22 protein-coding genes, 3 tRNA genes and 1 riboswitch are annotated in these 26,026 nt (G+C 41.1%); of the genes, 21 read left to right on the top strand and 4 right to left on the bottom strand.

Features of this window, described 5'->3' with window-relative positions; translation table 11 throughout:
* Nucleotides 1-127: 127 nt before the first annotated feature.
* From HXT38_RS01715 to HXT38_RS01735, 5 genes are all read left to right on the top strand, one after another.
* Nucleotides 128-2,827, top strand: coding sequence for a DNA translocase FtsK 4TM domain-containing protein (locus tag HXT38_RS01715; RefSeq protein WP_421776995.1), 2,700 nt, complete (start codon nucleotides 128-130; stop codon nucleotides 2,825-2,827).
* 78 nt (nucleotides 2,828-2,905) lie between these two features.
* Entirely contained in the window at nucleotides 2,906-3,586 is a 681-nt protein-coding gene (gene pgsA, locus HXT38_RS01720) for a CDP-diacylglycerol--glycerol-3-phosphate 3-phosphatidyltransferase (protein ID WP_032835516.1), read from the top strand.
* Nucleotides 3,587-3,695: 109 nt separating this feature from the next.
* The gene (locus tag HXT38_RS01725) at nucleotides 3,696-4,385 is read left to right on the top strand and encodes a CinA family protein (protein WP_032835514.1); all 690 of its coding nucleotides are present in this window, start codon (nucleotides 3,696-3,698) and stop codon (nucleotides 4,383-4,385) included.
* Nucleotides 4,386-4,590: 205 nt separating this feature from the next.
* Nucleotides 4,591-5,730: a recombinase RecA gene (gene recA, locus HXT38_RS01730; RefSeq protein WP_004118965.1), complete on the top strand. Its 1,140-nt coding sequence runs from the start codon at nucleotides 4,591-4,593 to the stop codon at nucleotides 5,728-5,730.
* 31 nt (nucleotides 5,731-5,761) lie between these two features.
* Entirely contained in the window at nucleotides 5,762-6,430 is a 669-nt protein-coding gene (locus tag HXT38_RS01735) for a regulatory protein RecX (protein WP_421791959.1), read from the top strand.
* Between the two features lie 59 nt (nucleotides 6,431-6,489).
* Here HXT38_RS01735 and thrC read toward each other — a convergent pair whose 3' ends face one another.
* A complete protein-coding gene (gene thrC / locus HXT38_RS01740) occupies nucleotides 6,490-8,016 on the bottom strand; it encodes a threonine synthase (RefSeq protein WP_421791961.1) in 1,527 nt (508 codons plus the stop codon).
* Nucleotides 8,017-8,215: 199 nt separating this feature from the next.
* Here thrC and HXT38_RS01745 point away from each other — a divergent pair, with 199 nt between their 5' ends.
* From HXT38_RS01745 to HXT38_RS01790, 10 genes are all read left to right on the top strand, one after another.
* The gene (locus HXT38_RS01745) at nucleotides 8,216-9,493 is read left to right on the top strand and encodes a glutamate-5-semialdehyde dehydrogenase (RefSeq protein ID WP_410299587.1); all 1,278 of its coding nucleotides are present in this window, start codon (nucleotides 8,216-8,218) and stop codon (nucleotides 9,491-9,493) included.
* Between the two features lie 393 nt (nucleotides 9,494-9,886).
* Nucleotides 9,887-10,405, top strand: a complete 519-nt coding sequence (locus HXT38_RS01750) for a phosphoribosylglycinamide synthetase (protein ID WP_410294615.1) — start codon at nucleotides 9,887-9,889, stop codon at nucleotides 10,403-10,405.
* Nucleotides 10,395-11,207 carry a nicotinate-nucleotide adenylyltransferase gene (gene nadD, locus HXT38_RS01755; RefSeq protein WP_004106489.1) on the top strand — a complete coding sequence of 271 codons (813 nt, stop codon included), beginning with the start codon at nucleotides 10,395-10,397 and terminating at the stop codon, nucleotides 11,205-11,207. The genes HXT38_RS01750 and nadD overlap by 11 nt, the downstream gene beginning before the upstream one ends.
* Before the next feature lie 96 nt (nucleotides 11,208-11,303).
* Nucleotides 11,304-12,326 carry a ribose-phosphate diphosphokinase gene (locus tag HXT38_RS01760; RefSeq protein WP_032835511.1) on the top strand — a complete coding sequence of 341 codons (1,023 nt, stop codon included), beginning with the start codon at nucleotides 11,304-11,306 and terminating at the stop codon, nucleotides 12,324-12,326.
* A 91-nt stretch (nucleotides 12,327-12,417) separates the two neighbouring features.
* Nucleotides 12,418-12,488: transfer RNA gene (locus HXT38_RS01765), tRNA-Gln, on the top strand.
* A 114-nt stretch (nucleotides 12,489-12,602) separates the two neighbouring features.
* The gene (glmU, locus tag HXT38_RS01770) at nucleotides 12,603-14,012 is read left to right on the top strand and encodes a bifunctional UDP-N-acetylglucosamine diphosphorylase/glucosamine-1-phosphate N-acetyltransferase GlmU (protein WP_004118983.1); all 1,410 of its coding nucleotides are present in this window, start codon (nucleotides 12,603-12,605) and stop codon (nucleotides 14,010-14,012) included.
* Nucleotides 14,013-14,048: 36 nt separating this feature from the next.
* Complete coding sequence (rsfS, locus tag HXT38_RS01775; protein WP_004118984.1) at nucleotides 14,049-14,471, top strand: ribosome silencing factor; 423 nt, start codon at nucleotides 14,049-14,051, stop codon at nucleotides 14,469-14,471.
* A gap of 24 nt (nucleotides 14,472-14,495) precedes the next feature.
* Nucleotides 14,496-15,314, top strand: coding sequence for a histidine phosphatase family protein (locus HXT38_RS01780; protein ID WP_004118985.1), 819 nt, complete (start codon nucleotides 14,496-14,498; stop codon nucleotides 15,312-15,314).
* A gap of 138 nt (nucleotides 15,315-15,452) precedes the next feature.
* Nucleotides 15,453-15,962: a LytTR family DNA-binding domain-containing protein gene (locus tag HXT38_RS01785; protein ID WP_004106477.1), complete on the top strand. Its 510-nt coding sequence runs from the start codon at nucleotides 15,453-15,455 to the stop codon at nucleotides 15,960-15,962.
* Between the two features lie 110 nt (nucleotides 15,963-16,072).
* Nucleotides 16,073-16,522, top strand: a complete 450-nt coding sequence (locus HXT38_RS01790) for a DUF3021 family protein (RefSeq protein ID WP_004106474.1) — start codon at nucleotides 16,073-16,075, stop codon at nucleotides 16,520-16,522.
* A gap of 314 nt (nucleotides 16,523-16,836) precedes the next feature.
* On the opposite strand, the gene HXT38_RS01795 is transcribed toward HXT38_RS01790, so the two are convergent.
* Entirely contained in the window at nucleotides 16,837-17,241 is a 405-nt protein-coding gene (locus HXT38_RS01795) for a pyridoxamine 5'-phosphate oxidase family protein (RefSeq protein WP_004106472.1), read from the bottom strand.
* Between the two features lie 344 nt (nucleotides 17,242-17,585).
* Between HXT38_RS01795 and HXT38_RS01800 the strand changes: the two genes are divergently transcribed.
* The 4 genes from HXT38_RS01800 to HXT38_RS01815 all read left to right on the top strand — a co-directional run bounded on the left by HXT38_RS01800 (nucleotide 17,586) and on the right by HXT38_RS01815 (nucleotide 21,939).
* Nucleotides 17,586-18,593, top strand: coding sequence for a DMT family transporter (locus HXT38_RS01800; protein ID WP_101886078.1), 1,008 nt, complete (start codon nucleotides 17,586-17,588; stop codon nucleotides 18,591-18,593).
* A 190-nt stretch (nucleotides 18,594-18,783) separates the two neighbouring features.
* Nucleotides 18,784-19,860 carry an ATPase gene (locus tag HXT38_RS01805; protein WP_421791964.1) on the top strand — a complete coding sequence of 359 codons (1,077 nt, stop codon included), beginning with the start codon at nucleotides 18,784-18,786 and terminating at the stop codon, nucleotides 19,858-19,860.
* Between the two features lie 166 nt (nucleotides 19,861-20,026).
* Nucleotides 20,027-20,099 (top strand) — tRNA-Ala (locus tag HXT38_RS01810).
* Between the two features lie 113 nt (nucleotides 20,100-20,212).
* A riboswitch (Lysine riboswitch) is annotated at nucleotides 20,213-20,398 on the top strand.
* A 149-nt stretch (nucleotides 20,399-20,547) separates the two neighbouring features.
* Nucleotides 20,548-21,939 (top strand): amino acid permease, encoded by a 1,392-nt coding sequence (locus HXT38_RS01815; RefSeq protein ID WP_004106466.1) that lies wholly within the window; start codon nucleotides 20,548-20,550, stop codon nucleotides 21,937-21,939.
* A 113-nt stretch (nucleotides 21,940-22,052) separates the two neighbouring features.
* Here HXT38_RS01815 and HXT38_RS01820 read toward each other — a convergent pair whose 3' ends face one another.
* Together HXT38_RS01820 and HXT38_RS01825 are read right to left on the bottom strand one after the other, a co-directional pair.
* Nucleotides 22,053-22,937, bottom strand: a complete 885-nt coding sequence (locus tag HXT38_RS01820; RefSeq protein ID WP_421791966.1) for an ATPase — start codon at nucleotides 22,935-22,937, stop codon at nucleotides 22,053-22,055.
* A 181-nt stretch (nucleotides 22,938-23,118) separates the two neighbouring features.
* Nucleotides 23,119-23,194: transfer RNA gene (locus HXT38_RS01825), tRNA-Asn, on the bottom strand.
* A gap of 206 nt (nucleotides 23,195-23,400) precedes the next feature.
* Here HXT38_RS01825 and HXT38_RS01830 point away from each other — a divergent pair.
* Both HXT38_RS01830 and HXT38_RS01835 read left to right on the top strand, forming a co-directional pair.
* Entirely contained in the window at nucleotides 23,401-24,018 is a 618-nt protein-coding gene (locus tag HXT38_RS01830; RefSeq protein ID WP_421791968.1) for a M23 family metallopeptidase, read from the top strand.
* 142 nt (nucleotides 24,019-24,160) lie between these two features.
* Nucleotides 24,161-25,972 carry an AMP-dependent synthetase/ligase gene (locus HXT38_RS01835; RefSeq protein WP_032842478.1) on the top strand — a complete coding sequence of 604 codons (1,812 nt, stop codon included), beginning with the start codon at nucleotides 24,161-24,163 and terminating at the stop codon, nucleotides 25,970-25,972.
* Nucleotides 25,973-26,026: the final 54 nt, after the last annotated feature.

A 26,026-nucleotide genomic window follows, 5' to 3' on the forward strand; every position in this document is an offset into this window, starting at 1 on the left:
ATTAGAGTAAGCGGCAATCGCTTCATTTAAATAACCTCAGTCTATGGAGTAGACTGGTATGGTTACGCATATGTATGTTGATGATGACATGGCGTACTAAATAGCACATGGTGCAGAAGGAGTATTTATGGCTGGTAAGGCTTCACCTAGTGAACCATTATGGGAGACAATTCTCCTGTTTGTGCCTAGAACTTTAGGAAAGTTAGTGCGCTCGCTTTTTGGTGTTGGAGAATACGATGAGGCATATCGCAGGGACGGTTTGTGCTTCGTTATGCTTGTTCTTGCGATTTTATTCTGCGCATCAGAATGGTTTAGAGTTAGTGGATTTATTGGAGTAGGTCTCCATTTTGTGTCTTCTAGTTTGCTTGGAATTATGAGCGTTGTTCTGCCTGTATGGTTAAGCGTTGTCGCTTTTAGGTTGATGCGTAACAGTGGAGCTGGCTCTGGTAATCCTCGTGTTATTAGCGGATTTATTATTCTATTGTTATCTGTTTGCTCAATTCTTGATATTTCTTCTGCGCCTCGCGGAAAAGCATTTAATTTAGACACTGTGCAGAAGTCAGGTGGGTTATTAGGTTTTGTGCTTGGATCTCCGCTATCGTGGGGTCTTTCTCGTATTTTTGCAATTATTATTTTTGTAGTAGCTGCTATTTTTTCGATATTAATGATTACTCGCCTTCATGTAACTGATATAGCTCAAGGTGTTGCTACTATTTTTGCTAAATATAACAGTAAAAAATCTTCTGAAGATTTAGGAAACTCTGAAGAAGATAATTCTGACAGCAAAACCAATTCTTTGGAATTTGCAGATGGCGTGCCAACTCACAATGAAGAGTCGTCGAAAAATAATAGCGGATCTTCTCAAATGTCTTCTGTGTTGAAACTGTTTAAATCATTCTTTAAGCGTAAAAACAGTAATAATAATGGGGAATTGCTTGACGAATACGCCGGCGATGATGCATTTTCGCATGCTGCTTCTCACGGTAATAGTGTAGATAATCTTGAAAGAGTTGAACCTCGTAAAGCAAGAACTGTGAGCAGCTCTTCCGATAATAATGCTGCAAATAATTCCCAATTTGAAAATGCTGATAATAATTCGAGTCAACTTACACCTAGAAGTGTTTCATCTTCATCAAAGCCTGTTCCTGAAGAAATATTGCCAAAAGCTCCTATGAGTGATTCCTCTTTATCTGCAAGCGATCCATGGTCAAGTATTCCAGCTGAACGTATGGATCAATATCGCAGGGATCAGGAAGATTCAGATAATGAAAATGCTACCGACAGTGAAAATGGTGCTGGCAATAATAATGAGCCTTCTTTTGATTCTTCCTCTGAACCTTACAAGCTCCCTGATTTGAATCTTTTAGCTCATGGCAAGCCTCATGCTGCGAGAACTCCAGCAAACGATAACGTTATTCGTGCGCTAACTTCTACTTTTGAGCAATTTGACGTCGACGCTCACGTTATTGGATTCCTTAGAGGACCATCTGTTACGCAGTACGAGGTTGAGCTTGGTCCTGGTGTAAAAGTTGAAAAAGTTACGAATTTGCAAAAGAATATTGCATACGCTGTAGCTAGCACGGATGTGCGTATTTTGTCGCCAATCCCAGGAAAGTCTGCTATTGGTATTGAAATTCCAAACGTCGACCGCGAAATTGTGCATTTGGGAGATGTTCTGCGCTCGCAAAAAGCTATGAATGACCCTAATCCTATGCTTACAGGCGTTGGAAAAGATGTTGAAGGTCATTTCGTAACTGCAGCTCTCGATAAAATGCCGCATTTGCTTGTTGCTGGTGCTACCGGCTCCGGTAAGTCGAGTTTTATTAATTCAATGCTTACTTCGATTATTATGAGGGCAACTCCTGAACAAGTTCGCATGATTATGGTCGATCCTAAGCGCGTGGAGCTTTCTGCTTATGCTGGTATTCCGCATTTGCTTACTCCGATTATTACGGATCCTAAGAAGGCTGCGCAGGCTCTTGAGTGGGTTGTTAAAGAAATGGATGCTCGCTACGACGACTTACAATTCTTCGGTTTTCGTCATGTTAAAGATTTCAACAAGGCTGTTCGTGAAGGAAAGGTTCACGCACCGGCTGGATCTGAGCGAAAAGTTGCTCCATACCCGTATTTGCTTGTGGTTGTGGACGAGATGGCTGATTTAATGATGGTTGCTAAGAACGATGTTGAAAGTTCTATTCAGCGTATTACTCAGCTTGCTCGAGCTGCAGGAGTGCATTTGGTTCTAGCTACTCAGCGCCCGTCTGTTGACGTTGTAACAGGCTTGATTAAAGCAAATATTCCTTCTCGTTTGGCTTTTGCTACTTCGTCTGCTACTGATTCAAGGGTTATTCTCGATACTGTTGGTGCAGAAACTTTGATTGGTCAAGGCGACGCTTTGTTCCTTCCAATGGGTGCTGCAAAACCTCAACGTGTGCAGGGTTCGTGGGTGAGTGAATCTGAAATCCGCAAGGCTGTGGAGTATGTTCGCACGCAGCGTAAACCAAAGTATCGTGAAGATATTGAACAGATGGCTCAAAAAGCGGATGCTCAAGCTCAAAGCAAGCTTAAAACTAGCGATATTGGCGACGATATGGATGAGTTGCTTCAGGCTGCTGAGCTTGTTGTCAGCTCGCAATTTGGCTCTACTTCAATGCTTCAGCGTAAGTTGCGCGTTGGTTTTGCAAAGGCAGGTCGATTGATGGATTTGCTTGAATCTCGAGGCGTCGTGGGACCTTCTGAAGGTTCTAAAGCTCGCGAAGTTTTGGTTCAACCGGAAGATTTGCCAAAAGTTTTGGCTTTTATTCGTGGCGAGTCAGATTCGTTATAAGATATTGTATTGTTGTGTACAACACCAAGTTGTGTGTGCTAGAAGTTTTTACTTTGCAGTAGAATGAAGGTTATGCGTATGAAGAAAAAAGCTAAGTCATCATTTTTTGCTGGCTGGAATTATGCTCCAAATATTGTGACTTATATCCGTATCGTGCTTTCGCTTGTTTTTATTGTTTTATATTTGAAAGCAGGTACGTGGGGTTTTGATTCAGTTTCGTTGCGTTGGGCTGCGTTTGTGCTGTTTGTCGTAGCTGCTTCTACGGATAAGCTCGACGGGTGGATGGCTCGTAAATATCATAAGGTTACAGAATTAGGTAAGTTACTTGATCCAATTGCGGATAAAATTCTTATTCTAGCTGCGCTTATTATTGCTTCTGTTTTCGGCGAAATTTATTGGTGGATAACCATCTTGTTCATGATTCGCGAAATTGCTATTACTCTTGTGCGAATTTATGTTGTTAATGTTCGTGGAAGAGTAATTGCTGCATCTTCTGCAGGAAAGTATAAGACTCTTACGCAATCGATTGGTATTGCAATGATTATTGCACCGCTTGTTGCAACTCTTCATGCTAATCCATTGCCTTCTTGGATGGTTTCTTACTATGCAGTGGCTTTTGGCTTGCTTGGTATTTCTTTGGGCTTTGCTTTCTATTCTGCAGTTTTGTATGTCTATAGTGCTTTCTTTGAAGGTTCTTCAGATAGCGAATCTCAAGTTGATGATGCAAAAAATGCAGTTCCTTTGCCTCCTGTGAAGTAAATAAAATCAATAAGTAAACTTCTTGTTTGTAGCTTACGGTTTTTCATAGATTATCCCTAAAGGGTTTATGTTGTGGAAAATCGTAAGCTACAATCATATCGAGCGTATTATGAATAATTCTTCAGATTTTAATACAGTTTCTTTAGCCGCGGATCTATTGGAAAAAAGTTTTATTAAAGGAATGCATATTGCTTCAGCAGAGTCGTTAACTGGCGGGCTTTTGGCTGATGCTTTTGTTTCTGTTCCTGGCGCGTCACGAGTTTTTTGTGGCTCTGCTGTCACTTATGATATTCATGCTAAATCCAAAATTCTTGGTGTAAATTCTAATCTTTTACAATCTGAAGGCGCGGTTTACCAGGATGTTGCTTTTCAGATGGCGCTTGGAGCTGCTCAAATATATCGTGGCAGTGGATGGGTGTATGGGGAAGATTATGAGTGTTGTGCAAATTTTCCTATTATTGGCTTGTCTACAACTGGTGTTGCAGGTCCTGGTCCCGATGGCAATAAACCAGCAGGTTTAGTTTATGTTGGAATATTTTTGCCTAAAGTTAATGATGTTATGGATTCTGTGAAAGATGCGGCTCATAAAGAACTTGAAGATGGATGCGTGAGTAACGTCTATGATTATGATTTTGCTCAAATCGAAAGTCAAAGCGTAACTAAAATTGCGCAATCAAGTGTTGCTTTTGTTTTTGAATTGAGATTATCTGGCAGTCGTCAAGAAGTTCGCGAATCTACTGTATTTCAGTTGTTGAGAATAGCTGATGAGTTGATTGCTTATGTCGAAGATTGTAAGTAGTTGGGTTGTAATCAAGACACGCGCTATCGAACAAATGTTCGCATATGTAGTATACTTGTGTTTGTCGAGATGGTTTAAGCTGAGTTAAGCGTTTAAGTGCTTGGATTAAATGTTTTATCCACATTGCACAAAAATGCTTGTACTTGAATCTAGTATGGAACTAAGGTCGTTCGATACATAACGGCATGCGAAAGGAGTAGCATACATGGCGCAAACGAAAAGTAAAGGCAGTATTAATCGCCTTATTGATGCGGATAAAACAGATCCACGTCGCCAAGCAGCGTTAGAAACTGCTTTAGCCAATGTTGAACGACAATATGGAAAAGGTTCTGCAATGCGCTTAGGTGATAGACCTATGCAAGATGTAGAAGTTATTCCTACTGGTTCATTAGCGTTGGACACTGCTTTGGGGATTGGCGGTGTTCCTAGAGGGCGAATAGTTGAAGTCTACGGTCCTGAGTCTTCTGGTAAAACAACTCTTGCTTTGCATATCGTTGCAAATGCTCAAAAAAATGGTGGGGTAGCGGCATTTATTGATGCTGAGCATGCGTTGGATCCTGTCTATGCGCGAAAGCTTGGAGTAGACACGGATGCTCTTATTGTTTCTCAGCCAGATAACGGTGAGCAGGCATTGGAAATTGCTGATATGCTTATTCGTTCTGGTGCGTTAGATGTTATTGTTGTTGATTCTGTAGCGGCATTAGTTCCTAAAGCTGAAATCGATGGCGATATGGGAGATAGTCATGTGGGCTTACAAGCTCGCTTAATGAGTCAGGCGTTGCGTAAGATGACTGGTGCTCTTTCACAAGCTGGCACTACTGCTATTTTTATTAATCAGCTTCGTGAAAAAATTGGCGTATTCTTTGGTAACCCTGAAACTACCACTGGTGGTAAAGCTTTGAAGTTCTATGCGTCTGTGCGTATGGATATTCGCAGAGTTTCTACTATTAAAGAGGGTGAAGAAGCTGTTGGCAACCGAACGAAAGTTAAGATTGTCAAGAATAAAATGGCTCCGCCTTTCAAAACTGCTGAGTTTGATGTTCTTTACGGAGAAGGTATCTCTACTGAAGGTTCTGTTATCGATATGGGGCTGCAAGCTGAAGTTATTAAGAAATCTGGTTCTTGGTTTACTTATGACGGTGAGCAGCTTGGACAAGGTCGTGAAAACGTCCGTAAGTTCTTGAAAGATAATCCAGCTATTACTGAAGAAATTAGCGAAAAAGTCAAAGCTTCGTTAGGTTTAATGCATCCTGAAGATCAATTCGCTGAAGATTCTGAACTAGATCAATTCGCTGATGATTCTGTAGCTAAAAATTCTGCACAAAAGTCATCCGAATCGAAGTAATAATAAGATTACAGTGTAAAGCGAATGCAATATGCCTATTAGTGTAGAGAGTTTTCTTCGCGATCATCCAGTAGAGCGGACTGAAGAAGATGACGAAAGTAATAGCGTAAAGCCACATACTCGCAAAAAAATATCGCATAAATCAGTACTTTTAAGCGCAAAAAATAATACAAAAAACATGCCGTATGTAAAAAACACTAAAGTAAGTGATTTAAGCGACGAACTTTGCAATAGTAGTGAAGATGATTGCAGGGAAGCTGCTTTAAGGCTTTTAGATTATGCTCCTCGCTCTGTGATGGACATGCGCAAAAGGCTTAAAGAAAAAGGCTACACGGAAGTTGCTGTTGACGCGGTTATTCATCGTTTGCTTGAATTGCATCTTCTTGATGACAATCAATACGCTCAAATGGTGATTCGCTCTTGCGCAGTGAGGCTTCTTGGTGCTAGAGCTACTCGAATGGAATTGCAGCGTAAAAATGTTGATCCTGCTGCTATTTCACAAAACGTAGCTTCTGCTCAAAACTCTGGAGTATTCACTGAAGCAGCGTGGGAACTCGGTCGCAAAACGGCTTCGCGCACGAGAAATCTTGAGCCTTTAGTTCGAAGACGAAGATTTTTCGCAGCAGCTGCAAGGAAAGGTCATGATTTAAACGTTATTAACGAAGTGTATGCAGCTTTATTCGAAAGCAATAACGAATGAATAGTAAAAGAGGCTGGCTTATACAAGTAAACCAGCCTCTTTCGCTTAAAACTTTATGATTATTTTGCGAAATTATGCGCTTGAGCTACAACATACTCAGGCATATCTTCAACATTAATAACATCATTAAAGCGTGGAGATTTTTGCTCAAGATTTCTAAGCATGCTTGGAGCTTTAGTTCCTGTAGCTTTACTAAGAGCGTCCATGCATTTGAAATCATCCATATCTTGCACATGCTCAATATTCAAAGCTTCAGCAACAACGCGAGGGAATTTGTATGGGCTTGCAGTGCTTAGCAATACTCTAGGTGTGCTTTCGTCATGTGGAATATTTTGCATAACGAAGAATCCGCAAGCAGTATGTGGATCGATCACATACTTGTACTTGTTCCAACAGTCATAAATAGCTTCGCGAATTTGATCCTCATTCGCCCAACCGCAGCCAAACAGTGAACGGATCTTTGCAAGCACATTTTCTGGAATCTCAAAAGCACCCCACTGAGTCAAATCGTTCATAAGCATTTGTATTAAACGCGTGTCTTTATCGCACATGTAATAAAGCATTCGCTCCAAATTAGAAGAAACCAAAATATCCATAGAAGGAGCAACAGTGTGATGGAATGTGCGCTGACGGTTGTAAGTGCCGCTTACCAAAAAATCAAAAAGCACATTGTTACTATTGCTAGCAACAATGAGATGCTTCACTGGAAGACCAAGCATTTTCGCATAATATCCTGCTAGAATATCGCCAAAATTGCCTGTAGGAACACAAAATTCTACTTCGTCTCCAAGTTTTATAACTTCGCGTTCAATAAGCTGCTTGTATGCTGCAAAATAGTAAACAACTTGTGGCACAAGACGACCAACGTTAATTGAGTTAGCTGAAGACAATACTGTATTCGCATCTTCTTCAATATTTTTGTTGAGCTCATTATTTGTGAAAATCTGTTTAACGCCTGTTTGAGCATCGTCAAAATTACCGCGGACTGCGCAAACTTTCACATTTTCGCCTACCTGAGTAGTCATTTGCAATTCTTGGACGCGGCTAACTTTTCCTTCTGGATAAAAAGTAATCATAGAAGTGCCTGGAACATCAGCAAAACCAGCCAAAGCAGCTTTACCTGTATCACCAGAAGTTGCAGTTAGAATCATAATGCTTTTTTCAATATCAGATTCGTTCTCGTGTTGAGTTTTAGTGCGAGACATTAATTGTGGCAACATTTGCAAAGCAACGTCTTTAAACGCACAAGTAGGACCATGGAAAAGTTCCATCACAAAATCGCTAGTGTTCCCAAGCTGCTGGAGTGGAGTAATAGCGTTATTAGCCCATTGATTGCCGTATGCCAGTTTAATGCAAGAAGAAAGCTCTTCTGAAGTATAATCAGGCAGCAACAGTTGCAAAATATCCTGCGCAATTTCTTGATACGATTTGCCTTGCAATTTAGAAATATCGTAACGCTCGCTACCAAGGCTATCAGCTACAAATAATCCGCCATCTTCAGCAATTCCTTTACGTATTGCCTCTTTTGATGTGCATGTTGGCTTAAGCGAACGAGTGCTATGGAAAATAGTTGTATCTGATGCCATAATAACTCCGTAACCGTCTGTTTATAGAGAATATTTTTTACTTACGTAGATTATTTATGTAAATTATTTACACAACTTATATCAAATTATGGTACCTGAAGCGCTGGGCGAATGGGCGTGTGCTAATCTCATATATATAAATGCTTTTGTTTTACTATTAATTAATTGGCGATTAGGCAAATAATCTATAGGGGGAACGTTGTCTGTTGATGATTTAGTGAATGCTCGTGCTGATTGTGCGCGCAAAGCGTGGCGTAATTTTGCTCATGCAGATACTCGCGCAAAAAATGCGCTTCTCGAAAAAATGGCAGATGCTTTAGAGTTTGCAGCTTCAAATATTGCTGAGGCTAACAAAAAAGATCTTAAAGAAGCTGAAGCTAAGGGAATGGATGCTGGAAAGCTCGATCGGCTTAAATTTGATGAAGAGCGAATCCAAGCTTCTGCAAAAAGCGTGCGAAAAATTGCGCAATTGCAAGATCCTGTAGGTCAAGTAGTTCGCGGATACACTCTTCCTAATGGAATTAAACTTTCGCAAATTAGAGTTCCAATGGGCGTTATGGGAATGATTTACGAAGCTCGTCCAAACGTAACTATTGATGTAGCTGCTTTGTGCATTAAATCTGGAAATGCTGCGATTTTGCGAGGAGGAAGCGCGGCTCTTCATACGAATCAGGCGAGTATTGAAGTTATACAATCGGTTCTTAAAAATTCTAACTTTAGTGCTGATTTGATTCAGGCTGTTGACGATTTAGGAAGAGACGGAGCTACGTCAATGATGCATGCTCACGGTCATATTGATGTGCTTGTGCCTAGAGGTAGTGCAAATCTTATTGCAGCAGTTGTTCAAGAATCTACGGTTCCTGTTATTGAGACTGGAGCTGGAAACGTACATATTTATGTAGATAAAAGCGCTGATATTAAAAAAGCTGTACCTATCATTATTAATGCAAAAACGCAACGAGTGGGCGTGTGCAACGCTGCTGAAAAATTATTAGTGCATAAAGCTGTTGCGCAAGAATTTTTGCCAAAAATCGCTGCTGCTTTAGCTGAGCATAATGTAATTTTGCATGCAGACGATAAATCTTACGATATTTTGCAATCCGCTAATATTCAAGGATTGCAGCTTGAGCGTGCCACTGAGGAAGATTGGAAGCGAGAATATTTGTCGCTGAATATGGGTGTAAAAGTTGTAGATGATTATACTGATGCAGCTTCTCATATTGCGAAATATTCTACTGGCCATACTGAAACCATTATTGCTGAAGATTACTCAACTATTCAAAGTTTTATTGCAAGTGTTGATTCCGCTGTAGTTATGGTAAATGCTTCAACGCGCTTTACAGATGGCGGCGAATTTGGTTTCGGCGCAGAACTTGGTATTTCTACGCAAAAATTACATGCAAGAGGCCCTATGGGTTTGCTTGAAATGACAACAACCAAATGGATCGGCTACGGAGATGGGCAAATACGTTTATAGTTTATTTTTTACATCTCAATGCGCACTACTATTCAGTCGTGTGAATATTCGTGTGGTAGAGATTTGAGATTTTTCGCACTGAACGAAGGCGGACGTCAGAGCCGAAGGCTGCTGACAAGCCGAGTGAAGAAGAAAAATCGAAAAATCTCTGCGATGAGCACGGTTATTAACGATTGACATGTAGAGTTTGGGGGATTTCTTTACGAGCAATAAAAGAGGACTGAGGAAGCAACATTATTTTAAGAACAAAGCAGACAGTAAAATCTTTAACAGCCAGAGCGACGAAGGACGGGAACTTGCGAGGAGAGAAATCTCCCAAAACTCGCGCCACAGTAAGCAAATTAAAAAATAGACGTACTGGTTTTAATAGTTACGTGGCGGTAAGGTAAGAGTATGCCTAATAATGACGTGAATTTGAGTACAGCTGAAGCGCTTGATATTGCTGCTGAACGTTTGTCCATTGTGCGATATGTTTTTTTGGTGCAAATTGAAGATGGTATTGCTTCTGCATCGCAACGTTCATCGCTTGAGTATGCTGACGCAGTGTTAATGGGCTGGCCAGATTCTGATTCGAATGATGTGACTATTCCTGATGAAGCTTCGTTTAATAATGTTCTTGAAAATGTTCGCAATATGGAAAAGAATATTATTAAGTTTAGCGAATTAGAACGTGATCATGATATTGATGGCATGACATCCATGCTTGCTAAAATTTCGGAATCTGTAGCGAAAATTCGTGGTGCATATCAACCAGATTTCCCTCTTCCAACTTTTGCCGAAATCCAGCGTGTCGTAAAAGATGAGTGGGATGAAGAAATGGGCAATATTAATCCGGATAGCGCAAATGTTGCATCTGGGTTAGTGAATGAAACTCAAGTGGAAGACAAGGAATCTGAAGCGAATGAGTCCTGAAATTCACGAAGATGCAGAACGTCGCATGTCTGACCTATTTCATGGCGCGTTTACTGGTAAAGAAGCGGCTCCTCCTGCGGTTGTGAATTCAGTTCATAAACGTACTTCTACTCGTGGCAATGTGCACGAGCGTCAGCGCATTGGAATTATGGGCGGCACATTCGATCCAATACACAATGGTCACTTGGTTGCTGCTTCAGAAGTTGCTTGGGTTTATGATCTTGACGAAGTTATTTTCGTTCCTACCGGTAGGCCTGTTTTTAAGCTTGATAAAAAAGTTACGAATGCAGAAGATCGTTATTTAATGACTGTTATTGCAACAGCCTCCAATCCAAAGTTCACTGTTTCTAGGGTTGATATTGATCGCCCTGGAGTTACTTATACTATCGATACTTTGCGAGATATACGTGCTCAACATCCTGATGCGGAACTTTTCTTTATTACTGGAGCTGACGCTATTGCTGAAATAATGCAATGGAAAAATGCGCGCGAAATGTGGAATTTGGCTCGATTCGTGGCTGTTACTCGTCCTGGCTATTCGAGGCCAGAAAAGTTAGCAGATTCTAATTCTCCGTTAATGCCTCGCCAAATGCATACGAATGATACTGGTATTGCAGCGAATCGTGACGATATGGTTCATTGTGATTCTACGCATTTGCCGGTTGATATTTTAGAGATTCCAGCGTTGTCTATTTCTTCTACTGATGTTCGTCGTCGAGCTGAGCATGGTGAGCCGGTGTGGTATTTAGTTCCAGATGGAGTAGTTCAGTACATAGTTAAGCATGGTTTGTATCGTGCGTAATTATTGATTTTGTAGGCTTGTCGTTTATCGTCTGTGCAAAAAGTTAGTATTGATTATGTTCATTTCGCGAATTAAAGCGAACTAATGTTTGGAGATATGGTGAGCATCGTCCTTGAAGGAAAGCCAGATAAAAACCTTGTTCTCGTTACCGGTCGCGCACATCCGAAGCTTGCTCGTGATGTAGCTGATCAGCTTGGAATTGATGTACTTGAAACTACGGCATACGATTTTGCTAATGGTGAAATGTATGTTCGCTATACGCAATCTGTGCGTGGTACAGATGTATTCGTTATTCAAAGCCACAGTGATCCTGTTAACAAGTCCATTATGGAACAGTTAATTATGATTGACGCTTTGAAGAGGGCTTCTGCTCGTTCAATTACTGCAGTATGCCCGTTGCTTGGTTATTCTCGACAAGATAAAAAGCATCGCGGTCGCGAACCTATTTCTTGCCGCTTGATGTTTGACTTGCTAAAGACTGCTGGTGCTGATCGCATTATGAGCGTCGATTTGCATGCAGCTCAGTCTCAAGGATTCTTCGACGGTCCTGTTGATCACTTGATTGCTATGCCAGTTTTGGTTGATTACGTACGTGATCGTTTCCGCGATGATCTTGCTAATGTGACTGTTGTGTCTCCTGATGCTGGTCGTATTCGCGTAGCAGAACAGTGGGCTCAGCGCTTAGGCGGCGGTCCTTTGGCTTTCGTGCACAAAACTCGCGATATCACTTGCCCTAATAAGACGGTTGCAAATCGCGTCGTTGGTGACGTTGCTGGACGCGATTGCGTTATGGTTGACGACTTGATCGATACTGCAGGAACTATTGCAGGAGCTTGCAATGTGTTGAAGGAAGCTGGAGCTAAGTCTGTTACAGTTGTTGCAACTCACGGCGTGCTTTCTGGTCCTGCAGTCGAACGTTTGAAGTCTTGTGGTGCTAGGGAAGTTGTTTTGACTGATACTGTGCCTATTCCAGAAGAGAAGCGTTGGGATGGTTTGACTGTTCTTTCAATTGCTCCGCTTCTTGCAAGCGCTATTAAAGCAGTGTTTGAGGATGGTTCGGTTGCTAAGCTTTTCGACACTTATCCTGAGCATCACGGACAAGGATTCTTATTTGCTTAAGTATTGATTTTGTGCGGTTTGCTTTTCGGCGCGCCAATTTGACGTTTTTCGATATTATGGCATAATAGTGAATTGGCGGTTTTTCCGCCGTTCCCTCATGGTGTAATGGCAGCACACGGGTCTTTGGAACCCTTTGTCTTGGTTCGAATCCAGGTGAGGGAGCTTACTTGAAGCGCTACTCGTTGAATCGGGTGGCGTTTTTTGTTTTGAACGCTGCTAATAAGTAATAGAATTACATACAGCGAAATTTATTGAAATAGTATAAGGAGCGTATGCGTGGAAAAGCATGATGTAACTGCGGCAATAATTTTGGCAGCAGGCGATGGGACGCGTATGCGTTCAGAAACTCCAAAAGTACTACATCCATTTGCTGGTAAAACATTTCTCAATCGTGTTATGGATGCCATGAATGGCGTAAATCCTAAAAAACTAGCTGTAGTTGTGCATGCTCAGGCTGAACGCGTAGCTGCTGCTGCTGTTAGCTATAACGAAAATGTGCATATTGTAAATCAGGACGAAACTCCTGGAACCGGCAGAGCAGTGCAATGTGCTATTAAAGATCTTAACGAAATTGCTAAAAACGAAACTGGTGAAGCATTAAAAGGAGCTGTGCTGATTGCCGCAAGCGATATGCCGCTACTTGATACGCAAACTTTGCAGTCTTTAGTTGATTTTCACAATAATAATAACAATGTGGCAACAGTTCTTACAGCAGTATTAGACGATGCAACTGGCTACGGCCGTATTGTGCGCGAAGCAAACGGTGACGTTTTGCGTATTGTTGAGCATAAAGATGCAAATGCTGGAGAGCTTGCTATTCATGAAGTGAACACTTCTGTATATGTATTCGATGCGACTGTATTATGTGACGCGATTGCAGATCTTAACTCTCAAAATGCTCAAGGTGAGTTCTATTTGACTGATGCTTTGGAACATGCTCGAAAGTTTGGTCATGTTGGTGCAATGTCTGCTCCAGATCCGCTTACTGTAGAGGGCGTAAATAATCGTGTGCAATTAGCTGCGCTCGCAAAAGCACATAATAAGCGCGTGTGTGAAAAATGGATGCTTGAAGGTGTAACTATTCTCGACCCTGATACTACTTGGATTGAAGATAGTGTTACGCTCGCACAAGATGTTACTGTGCTTCCTGGGTGCTTCCTTCAAGGTCGTACTACGGTTGCAAGTGGTGCTGTAGTTGGCCCTTACACGACTCTTATTGATGCGCAAATTGATGAGGATGCTGTGGTTGAACGTTCGCGTGTACAGGAATCGCATATTTGTAGAGCTGCAAACATCGGTCCTTGGACGTATTTGCGTGCAGGAAACGTACTTGGTGAGGAAAGTAAGGCAGGAGCTTTCGTAGAAATGAAGAAAGCTCATATTGGAAATGGCACTAAAGTACCTCATTTAAGCTATATTGGCGATGCTGATTTGGGTGAGCATACGAATATTGGCGGCGGTACGATTACTGCAAATTATGACGGAGTGCATAAGAATCATACTACGATTGGTTCTGGTGCTCACGTTGGCGCAGGAAACCTGTTTGTAGCACCGGTTACTGTGGGAGATGATGTTACTACCGGCGCTGGATCGGTGGTACGTCACGATGTTCCGGCTGATTCTATGGTGTACTCGGAAAATACTCAGCACGTTGTAGAGGGCTGGAAGCCAGCTTGGGAACGCTAAAAAGCGTTTGTTGGAGAATTAAGGAGTAGTAACATTATGACAGCTTTAGAAAGCTCAATTAGTGCAATTCGTATTGCTGCCGCTGCTGCAGACCGTTTGAAAGCAACGAACGAGCAGGCTTTTGATGTAAGCGATTTGCTTGGTATTACGGATGCTATGTTAGTTGTTTCTGCTTCAAATGAGCGTCAAGTATTAGCTGTTGCAGAAGAAATCGAAAAAGACTTGTACTTGAAAGACAACAAACGCAAGGCTTTATCTCGTGAAGGCTTGGAATTAGCACAGTGGATTTTGCTTGATTTTGGCGATTTTGTGGTTCATGTAATGCATGAGGAAGCACGAGCATTCTACCGCTTGGAACGCCTGTGGAATGATTGCCCGGCAATCGATTTGCAACTGCCAGAGCATGCTAGCGAAACTGAAGATTCTAGCAAAACTGAAGATTCTAGCGAAACTGAATAATAAGAAGAAAGTACGGTACAAACCATGGTTGATTTCGTAGAAAATGTTGCGAGTAACGTAAATAATTCCATTAATAGTGCGCATGAAGGAATTGCTCGTTCTGTTATGCTTATTCGCCACGGTCAAACTCCGTATAATGCACAGTTCCGTTTGCAAGGCATGATTGATATTGCTTTGGATGAGTCTGGAATGGATCAGGTGACTCGCTCTGGAAAAGCTTTGCGCGTGCTTTTTGGTGCTTCTGATTTAGAAGATCCAAAGGACCCGAACAGCACTGAACACGTGCGCATTACGCCAGAAGAAGCGGACGCGAGTTTTGTGGCGATTGTTTCTCCACTTATTCGCGCTCAACAGACTGCTCATGCTTTTGCAGATAAGATTGGGCTTCATGTGCATGTTGAAAATGGTGTGCGCGAGCGTTTCTTTGGCGAGTGGGAAGGTTTGAATCGTCAGCAGATTAGCGAGCAGTGGCCGGAAGATTTCAAAGCTTGGGTTGAAGGTAAAAGCGGAGAGCTTCGTCATGGTGCTGAAGCTAAGCAGGAAGTAGGAGAGCGCGCTGCTGCTGCAGTAGAAGATTGGGCTCGCAAAACTGGCGCAGACCGTGATTTGCTAGTATTTTCGCATGGTTCCTGTCTTTCGCAAACTGTTCATAAGCTGCTTGGATTAGATAAAGTAGATCCTTCTTACAAGACGATTGGCGGCATGGGAAACGGTCGTTGGGCGCGCTTAATTCCAAGTCTTAACGCTGATGGTTCGATTCATTGGCGTTTGGATGCTTATGATCAAGGTCCTGCAGCTGACCCTACAAGCCAGCGTCTTATTCGCATTTGGGGTGCTGCGTAATCTCTCCTTTACCGCTTAATTACCGAAAGCTACCGTTTAGCGATTTTGTAAAGACAGACTATTTACAGTGCCGTATAGTCAAAATTACAAAACAAAAAGCTAACAAACGCTAACAGTAGTGTACGGAAAGGAGGCTTGATGAAAGTAACTATTGCTATCGTTCCGCCTGAGGAAGAGCAGTCAGTTCAGTTGTCAATTCACAATATTGACGATGAGCTTAAGCACATTATCGCTCAGTTACAAAGCATTGACTCCAATGATGCAAATGTAAGAAGTGCTGAAAATAATACTGAAATTAATACTTCAGATAAGTTGAGCAACAATAATCCATTCATATACGGTTATATTAACGATTCGATTATTGTTATGCATGAGCCAGATGTGATTATGATTTGCGTTGAAAATTCGCGCGTAATCATTCACGGTGATAAAGGCGAGTGCGTGTCTTACAAGCGCCTAATGGATTTTGACAATCCGCAATTCGCGTCGTTTGTGCGCATATCTAAATCCGCAATCGTGAACTTGAATCGCATTGTTCGAGTTGATCCAGGATTTGGTGGAAGTATGAGCGTAAAAATGGACGATGGAAGCGTTGAGTGGATTAGTCGCAGATGCTTAGGTGGGTTCAAAAAGCGCTTAGGGATGTAGTTATAGTAATAACGAATGTAGCTAGAATGTAGTCAAATATAAAACTATCAAAAATTTTAATACTGATTTTTTTAATACTAGATTTTAATACTTAAAAGGAAGCGATTATTATGGAAAAGCAAGTTGCAACATTAGGTAAAACAATGGTAAAAAACATTGTTAAAGGCATTGGCATAGGGTGCACTATTTTTACAGTAATGTCTTTTATATCAAGTCTGTTAGCGCATAGTGAGGTTGGAAATAGAATTGCATCTTATGCTGTAGCATCGTTTGTTATAGGCATAGGATATGGAGTGTTCGCTATTTTTTGGTCGAATGAACGCATGTCAAATTTTGCAAAGTTCGTTTTTGCGCTAGTTCCGCCAATTGCTATTCAGTTTATTGTATCGGTGATTGTTGGATGGATTTCGTTCAAAGATGAGCCAGCGGTGATTTGCGGATGGATTGCGTTCACTGTTATTTTACCGATTCCTATTGCTGCAATAATTTATTACTTCGAGAAGAAGAAAGCGAAAGAAATGAACGCTAGACTGAAAGCATTGCGTAAAGAAAGCAAGTAAATTAGTGACAACTAAATAATCAAGTAAAGAATTGAGTGGTGTTCATCTTCGCCGTTGAGGACGAACGCCACTCGATATTGTATGACGCCTACTATAGACGTACTAATTCGGCGTTTTGCGCGACGACCTGCCTGAGCGTTTAAAGCGTAGCGCGCGAAGGCAACTCGGAGCGGAAACTCGCTTAAGTTGGAAGTCCAGTGGACTTCCAACGCGAGTTTCGTAGTGAGCGCGTTACCCGCGCGAGCGTCCGCGCTCAGTGCGAAAAATCTCAAATCTCTACCGCACTAATATCCACACGACTGAATGACGACGCATTAATCTTTTGCAATAGTTTTGCCGGCAGTAGCTCCAGAAGTCAAGTCCTGAATCTCAGTGATTTCCATAACTGGAACTGCAGCTGGCTTCTTCGTACCTTTTTCTTCGGCCACACGTACCTGTTCTTCGTAAATCGCGTCATCAGTGTGAAGAGTTACTGTTCCGCGGAAGCGATAGCCTTTCTTTTCTGCCAAATTAGCAACTGCTACAACCAGCTGGCTGCCGTCTTGCAAGTTCTTATAATGCTGACCTGCAGTGCGCTCGTGGTAGGCAAGGTGGTTGTCGTCGAGTACGAACATAGACATTTTTGGTCCCAAATCAAGCTCGCCATCTTTGCTTACTGTTGCAATCCAAGCCAAATTATTCGCAATAAATTCTTTCATATCTGCGCTAAGAGTTGCCATAATATTCCTTTCCTAACAAGATTGCGTACTTTCTTCGTACGCAATTTATAAGCCTACATTGCTACATTACGCTGATTTAAAAGTGTATACGAGCGTGTAGCGTAAAAAAATTGTAAGTTGTGATATAAATCACCCAATTCTTCAATAGTTTCGTGGGCGAAATTTATACAGCAAAATACTTGATTGCCACTGTTTTCTGGAGCGTATATCGGAAATTTTACGAAAGAACGCCAGAAAGTTGTACTTTTCACGATTTTACGGCTATTCTGTCTATTTTATAAGCTAAAACGCTTTATAAAAGAAAAATTTTAAAGAATCAACTTTTATAGTTGAAGGGGAACATTATGAAGGTGAAATATGAAACAGCTAAATCTATAGCTGAACCGCTTTCGGATAAATCGGGCATGCCTCAAGGCAAAAGTGTTCGTACTGCTCAGATTATGTTGTTGATTTGTGCTGCTATTTGGGGTGGCAGCTATGTTTCTTCAAAATATGCTCTTGAAGTGTTTCCTGTGCAATGGCTTATGGGCGTTCGTATGGTTGGAGCTTGCACAATTATGGCTGTTATTTTTTTCGGTACACTTCGTAAAACTTTTACAAAAAAGCTTATTGTTCCTTCTTTACTAACTGGAATTACGTATTATGCTACTTTAATTTTGCAAACTGAAGGGTTACGTTCAATTGATCCAGGCCGTAGCGCGTTTTTGACAGCAGCATATTGCGTAATTACGCCATTTTCTGCTTGGTTAATTGTCAAGAAAAAGCCAACTCTTTTAGGATTAGTAGCTGCAGTTATGTGCGTTGCTGGAGTAGGTTTTGTGGCATTAAAGCCTGGAATGCTTGTTCTCACATTGTCTTATGGAGATTTCCTTACTTTATTATGTGCTGTAGTTTTTGCTTTTAATCTTACGTTCCTTGCGTATTATTCTCGTAAATATAATCCAGTTACGTTAACTTTTGGGCAATTTGTTGTTTCAGGCGTACTTTTTGTAGCTGGTGCGCTTATTTGTGAGCCTTTGCCAAACTTTAACGCTGCTGATCATTTCTCTATTTTTGCTAATATGTTCTACCTTACAGTGGTAGTAACAGTAGTTGCGCAAATTATGCAAAACTATAGTTTGGTGAATCTTTCTACTGCAAACGCTTCTGTGATTATGTGCACTGAAAGTTTGTTCACGCTTTTATTCTCTACTATTCTTTTTCATGAGCATGTTTCTAACATGGCTTTTGTGGGATTTGCTTTAATATTTGCTGCAATTATTACTGCAAGCTTAGGTGAGCATTATTGTGATAAAAGAGCGAATTGTGAGCTTTCTTATAAAGATAGAGATTTTGAGGTTGCTAAGTCTTAGGCATTTCAGTTTTGTGTAGCTAAGTTTTATGTATATAAGACTTGTGATTTTGTTGTAAGAATGCTCTGGCAATGCTGTGCAATTTTTGCGTAGAGTGATACCATCATTGTTGTAATGGTGTTGGTAGTGGAATTTGCATATTTGCCATGCATTTTGGCATTATATTCGCATAAATAGTTAAGGTGCATAAGTGAAGAATTTCTTCAAAGGCATATCGTTTACGCAAGTATTAGCTGGATCGCTCGCTGCAGTGACTTCGTTTTTACTTGCTTCTAAAATTGGTATTGCTGGTTCAGTTATTGGCGTAGCTATTGGTTCTATTGTCTCAGCAGTAGCATCACAGTTGTATCAGAATGTTATTCACGCTTCATCGCGTAAACTTTCGGAAGTAAATCCGAATACTTCTACAGAACAGTCTAATTTTAGTAATGTGTCAGATTCTAGCGTGCGTTCAAATGGTTTAGAGAATGTTGATTCTAAAAGAATTGGAGATGATATTCATATGCAATATTCATCAAATTCGTTGCAATGTAATACTGATCCTTCAGATGACAAAAATATGACTGTTCAAGATGCAAGATCTGGACGCACTGTTAGTTCGCAAGTCCGTAATCCGGAATTAGAAAATACGCGTATTTTGGAATTGTCGAAATTACGTGAACAGCATGAAGAAGACATGGAACTGTCGGAGGGCACAATTCCAGAGCCGGTGCCGTTATCTAAGGTTGTTAGTGGAAACTACGGTTACTCTTCTAGATCTTACCAAAATAGAAACGATCATCGTACAACAATTGTTGTTGCTGTTATAAGTGCTCTTATAGCTGTTATTGTTACTGCAGGTGCTGTTCTTTTGTTTACACAAGGAAAAGGCACAGACAATATTGATAAGCCTGAAGAAAATAGTCATGAGCAGCAGCAAAATCAGCCGCAACCTAAGCAACGTCTTAACACGAATACTAATCAAGACCATAAGAAGTCTCATGATGATTCTGATAGTAAAGATGCTAATGAAGACGAAAATGATGAGCATAGCAATGAAAACGCAGCTGGCTCAACAGGTGGTCATTCTGATAATGATTTAGGTAGTGACACTAACAATGATTCAGGAACGAATTCAGGTGATGCTGCTAGTGGGAATAGTGGATCGGGTGCTGATAGTTCTGATGCAGGTGCTGGATCTGCTGGATCTTCGGGATCTACTGGTTCTTCAAACAATGTAACTTCTCCTGGTAATGGTGATCAATCTGGAAGTGCCAATGGTAACTAATTTTCGAATTGGTTCTTGAATTGGTTTGCCGAATTGGCGACTAAATTGTTAGTAGAATTCGCAGGATTTTTGGAATTTGTAAGTTGAATTCGACACGCCGCATTTGGATAGAGCGGCTATTTGTTGTATTCTATCAAAGGTTCGTTTGAACGGCATAAGTAAAAACGGGGCTATGGCGCAGCTGGTAGCGCATCTCCATGGCATGGAGGGGGTCGGGGGTTCGAATCCCCCTAGCTCCACAAATTTTAAACGTCACTTCTCATGAAGTGGCGTTTTTTGTTATTATTTTTCGATTTTTATGCGCCACGCCGTATTTTTTACTGTTTGTCTGCAAGTCGTACTAATAATGAACACCATCGACCAGAGGTCGCGCTCGACAAGAGTAATAAGCATGAGCTAGGGAAGCGTTAATTGCTTACAAAAGGGGAGAGCGCCGAAGTTTACTGCTTAATCCCAAAAGTAGTGAGCTGGGACTTGGCTTAATATACCAAGGACTGTCGCAGCGAGTCGGCATTCGCTGCGGAGAGCTATCGACACGCTTGCTTTTGCTTGCTTGTTTTGCCTCTGATTGTCATGAAAGGAGGAAAAATGAGTAGCTCATTATCATCTACTGCTGTACAGAATACTCAGCAGAATACTCAGCAAAATAACGATGTCCATAGAGGATTAAAAACCCGCCATATTTCCATGATTGCTTTAGGTGGCAGCATTGGCACCGGCTTATTCGTTGCTAGTGGTGCAACAATCCATATGGCTGGTCCTGGCGGCGCTTTGCTCGCTTATGGTGCGATTGGCATTATGGTCTACTTCCTTATGACTTCCCTTGGTGAAATGGCCACTTTTATGCCTATTAGTGGATCGTTTGCATCGTATTCTGGACGTTTTATTGATCCTGCACTCGGTTTCGCAATGGGCTGGAACTATTGGTTTAATTGGGCTATTACGGTTGCAGTGGACGTTAGTACTGCAGCAATAGTTCTGCAATACTGGTTCCCAACAGTGCCAATATGGATTTTCTCGCTGTCGGTTCTTATGCTTATTTTGGTTATCAATGTGCTTACAGTTAAGTGCTTTGGAGAAACCGAATACTGGCTTTCTATTATTAAAGTGTTGGCAGTAATCGTATTCCTTGTTATCGGTTCGCTTACGATTGTTGGCATTGTTGGCGGCAAAGCGCCATTCTTGCAAAACTTCACTCATAAGGACGCTCCATTTGCAGGCGGTGTTCCTGCAGTGTTGTGTGCTTTCGCTATTGCAGGCTTCTCTTTCCAAGGAACTGAGCTTATTGGTATTACTGCAGGTGAGTCTGCAACTCCAGAAAAGAGTATTCCAAAGGCTGTAAAGCAAGTGTTCTGGCGTATTCTTCTTTTCTACATTCTTGCAATTTTCGTTATTGCTTGCATTATTCCTTATACTGACAAGAACTTACTTGGTTCTGATGTAACTGATATTGCTATTAGCCCATTCACGCTCGTGTTCCAGCGTGCAGGTCTTGCAGCTGCTGCAGCAGTTATGAATGCTGTTATTTTGACTTCTGTTATTTCTGCAGCAAATTCCGGCATGTATGCTTCAACAAGAATGCTTTATTCACTCGCAAAAGAAGATAATGCTCCAAAAGTATTTGGCAAGGTAAGTCTTCGTGGTATTCCTGTTCCTGCGTTGATTGCTACATTTGTAGTTGCTTTATTTACTTTCTTTATGAGTATTTTTGGCGATCAAATATACATGTTCCTGGTTGCTGCAAGTGGTTTGACTGGTTTTATTGCTTGGGCTGGTATTGCTGCAGCTCATTATCGCTTCCGTAAGGCATACTTGGCTCAAGGTCATTCCTTAGATGAATTAGTTTACCGAGCAAAGTGGTATCCGTTTGGTCCTATTGTTGCGTTCTTCTTATGCATTCTTGTTATTGTTGGTCAGGATTTGCATTCATTTGCAACGCTTAACTGGCAGGCTATTGGAATCACGTACATGTCTGTGCCGCTATTTATCGTTCTATACATTGGTTACAAGATTAAAAACCATACTCGAGTAATTCCTCTTGAAGAAGTCGATTTAACTCATGTTCGAGTAGCAAAATGAACGAATAGTTTATAAAGTTCAACATCGTTTACGATGTAGAGTTAGATAATGTAAAAGCTCCCAGCGTATATCACTGGGAGCTTTTACATTGAGTCAGATAACAGAGCAATGTTTTATGGTTTTTGTGAACCTGCTATTATGTCCGGGGTTTGTTTTTTATCGGAATCTTGGTTGTCCTTTTTTGCTTTATCATTCGGATCTCCTTGACCACTATTTCCTTTAGGTTTTTCAGCACCAGCTCCGTCTCCGCTGCCTTTTTTGTTCTTATCTTTTTCTTGTTCTTTTTCTTTGTTTTCTTTGTTTTCTTTGTTTTCTTTGTTTTCCTTGTTTTCCTTCTTTTCTTTGTTTTCCTTGTTTTCCTTCTTTTCTTTGTTGTCTTTCTTTTCCTCAGTCTTCTGTTTCTTAGTGTCTTGAGTATTTGTCGTCGGCGCTGGTGTTGGCTTTGGCTTTGGTGGGACAACATTTGAACGCTGAATTACAATTCCAGTCGATTCATTTATCTCTTGCTTCTTTGTTTCTTCGTCTTGTTTGTCTTTGTCTTTGTCTTTATCTTTATCTTTTTTGTTATTTTCATCGATTAATGTAACAGCCAACTCGCGCACTTTTTTTGCTTTGACTGCATACCATTCAGAAGCAGCTAAAGCTTCTGCGCTTTGGGAACCAAGTTCTTCAGGAGAGTTTGCTGTGCAAGATACTGCATCAGGAACCTTTTCGCTCATGATTTTAGCAAGTTCTTTTGCGTTATCAGAGTCACCTTTTGTGAGATCTGTTATTACGCTGTTGTGTACTAAACTTTTCCATACGGCATTGGCTTTAGAAACTTGCGCAACTTTTATTTCGCACTGTCTGCGAGCTGCTTTAGTGCGTTCAGTTTGCTTCATATACCAAAGTGTGCCAACTGTGCCAAGAGCTAAAGCTAGCACAACAATTCCTGCTATGAGAATAATGAGCTTTTTCTTTTGGTTCGTTTCAACATTATCGGAGCTATGTTGATTCATATTTGTCCTCTGTTATCTATTGCTGCTCAACATTAGCGCATTTGAATACGCAACTTGTTTATATAATACGCCAAAATGTTTATGTTAGCCACGCTCATGAGCGCTAAACAATTAAGATTTTGCTTGTGGATGCAAGTCGTAATATTTAACGCAAAAAGCCACTGGTTTTCCAGTGGCTTTATGGCTCCTGCGGCTGGGCTTGAACCAGCGACCATTCGATTAACAGTCGAACGCTCTGCCAACTGAGCTACGCAGGAATATCTTGTGCTCAACTAAGCGCTGTGCACAAGACATTTATATTACACGGAATTTTCAAAGATGCAAATATGGCGTGTTTTGGCGTGTCGAAATAGTGATTATAAGCATATGTTTTATCCACAATGCTTTAAAAGCTTATGATTTTCGCAAATTAGCTGCAAAACTTTTATAAAAGTCGTTTTATAAAAATATGGATGGGGAATATATGTGTATTCGCAAAAATTATGGATTATATTACAAAATATCTGCCTGTTTGGGGATTTTTATAATCTCAGTTATTTTATTAGATGCGCTGTTTTTACAACCCGAAATTTCGCAAAATAATCATCATCTTAAATATTATGTTGTAGAATCTGCTGTGACATGTTGCCACAAGTGTGCTCTTTCTAAAGGTGATTATAGTGAAAAAACATGCAAGTCAGCTATGCAATGGCCTGTGAAACCTGCACAAATAGTAAAAGCTTTTAATCCTCCGCCTAAACCTTGGATGGCTGGGCATCGTGGCGTAGATTTAGCTGCAAGCACGAGGACTCCTTTATTTGCGCCTGCAGATGGCGTTATTAGTTTTGCTGGTAAAGTCGCTGGTAAATCAGTTGTGACTATTAGGCATGGTGAACTGACATCCACTTTTGAGCCTGCTGTAACAAAGTTTAGCGTTGGTGTTTTTGTGAAAAAAGGTCAGAATTTTGCACATGTCGAAGGAGGTTCGGACCATTGCGGCACAACTTGTGTGCAGTGGGGTTTAAAGCGTAAAAATCGCACATATGTTAATCCTGAAAGAATGACTGTTAAGCGTCGCATTGTGCTTAAGCCTGTGGAATAAGCACGATAATATATTTGTATCGTAGATATTTGTAGATAAATGAACAAAATTGATTACAATCTTGTAGATATTCGCATATGCGAAGGCTTGCAAATCGCGTATAGTAAAGATATACGTCAATTCAGCAGATAGAGGAGCTAATATGCAAGAATATTCTCGTCCACTTGATGAGTCTATTGATACAGATGTTAATGTTTTCTCACTGCTAGAAGAGCGAGCAGAGCGCAATCCTAATGGTTCTTTGGTTGAATACGTTGGAGCTGACGGCGTTTGGAAGTCATATACTGCTGAAGAATTTAGAGATAAGGTAATAGCTGTTGCTAAAGGCTTTATTGCTAGAGGAGTAATGCCTGGTGACGCTGTGTCAATTATTGCTCACACTTCATGGCAATGGACAGTTCTTGATATGGCTATTATGTCTATAGGCGCATTGACAGTGCCAATTTATGAAACAAGCTCTTCGCTGCAAATACAACATATTGTTCAAGATTCTCAAGTATGTTCAATATTTGTGGAGTCTCCTGAAATGTTGCCAAAAGTAGAGGCTGTTCAGGAAGAATGTCCTACTCTTCACGACGTATATGTAATGAATCGTGGTGCTATCGACGCGTGCATTGAATACGGTAAAGCAGTAACTGATGCTGAATTTTATGAGCGAGTGCACGCTGTTAATGGAAGTGACATAGCAACAATTGTATACACTTCAGGTTCAACTGGTGAGCCAAAAGGAATTGAGCTTACTCATAGCAATTTTGTTTTTATTGCTAAATCAGGTGTTATTTCTATGCCAGATATTGCGTTAAAAGACAGCCCGCGTCTTTTGCTGTTCTTGCCTCTTGCGCACGTTTTTGCTAGGTTTATGCAATTGTTCTGCTTTGCTGGAAATATAACTCTTGGTTTGACGAGTAATTTGAAAACTGTATTGTCTGATTTTCAAACTTTTAAACCAACATTTATTCTTGGTGTTCCACGCATTTTTGAGAAGATTTACAATGCTGCTTCTCAAAAAGCAGGCAGGGGAGTAAAAGGTTTTATTTTTGCTTATGCGTCTAAGGTTGCTCGCGAATGGTCTCGCGCTCAGCAGTCTAGTTCAATGGTTCCTCCAATGCTTGCTCTTAGCCATTCAATATGTAAAAAATTAGTGTATGCTCCACTACTACACGTATTTGGAGGCTCTGTTTCATACGCTATTTCGGGCGGCGCTCCTTTAGATTTGTCGATTGCGCATTTCTTTAATGGCATTGGTTTGCCTCTTCTAGAAGGCTATGGAATGACAGAAACTTGTGCACCTTCTATGGTGAATCCTACGACAGGTTATCGCATTGGTACCGTTGGTTTGCCTGTAAAGGGTGTATCTGTTGCTATTGCTGACGATGGTGAATTGTGCATTAAGAGTCCTGCAGTATGCAAAGGCTACCATAATAATCCTGAGCTTACCAAACAGCAGATTGTAAATGGCTGGTTGCATACGGGAGATTTTGGGTCTTTAGACGATGACGGTTTTGTGCGTATTACAGGCAGAAAGAAAGATCTTATTATTACTGCTGGCGGTAAGAACTTATCTCCAAATGCGTTAGAAGCTTCATTAATGTCTTCACCTATTATTTCTCAAGCTGTTGTTATTGGAGACAGGAAGCCGTTTGTTTCAGCAATTATTGCGCTCGATTTATCAGAAGTAAATACTTGGCTTTCTTCGCGTGGCGCATGCCCTGTACGGTCTTTAAAAGAGGCTTCACGTAACGGTATTGTGCGAGCAGAAGTTGAGCGTGCTGTTAGCAAAGCAAATGAGCTAGTTTCTAGAGCTGAGTCTATTCGCAAGTTCGAAATAGTTCCAGATGAGTTTACTCAGGCAAACGGTTTGATTACGCCAAGTTTAAAGGCGCGTCGTCAAGTTGTTGTAGAGCGTTATAACGACCTTATCGAACATGTTATTTATGCTCCACGCAAACGTTAGCTGCGTGTAAATTCGTGGAATATAACTTGAAGTTAGCCTGAAGCTACAGATTGC

It is taken from the genome of Gardnerella sp. DNF01157 (assembly GCF_049244225.1).
GTDB classification, from domain to species: domain Bacteria; phylum Actinomycetota; class Actinomycetes; order Actinomycetales; family Bifidobacteriaceae; genus Bifidobacterium; species Bifidobacterium leopoldii.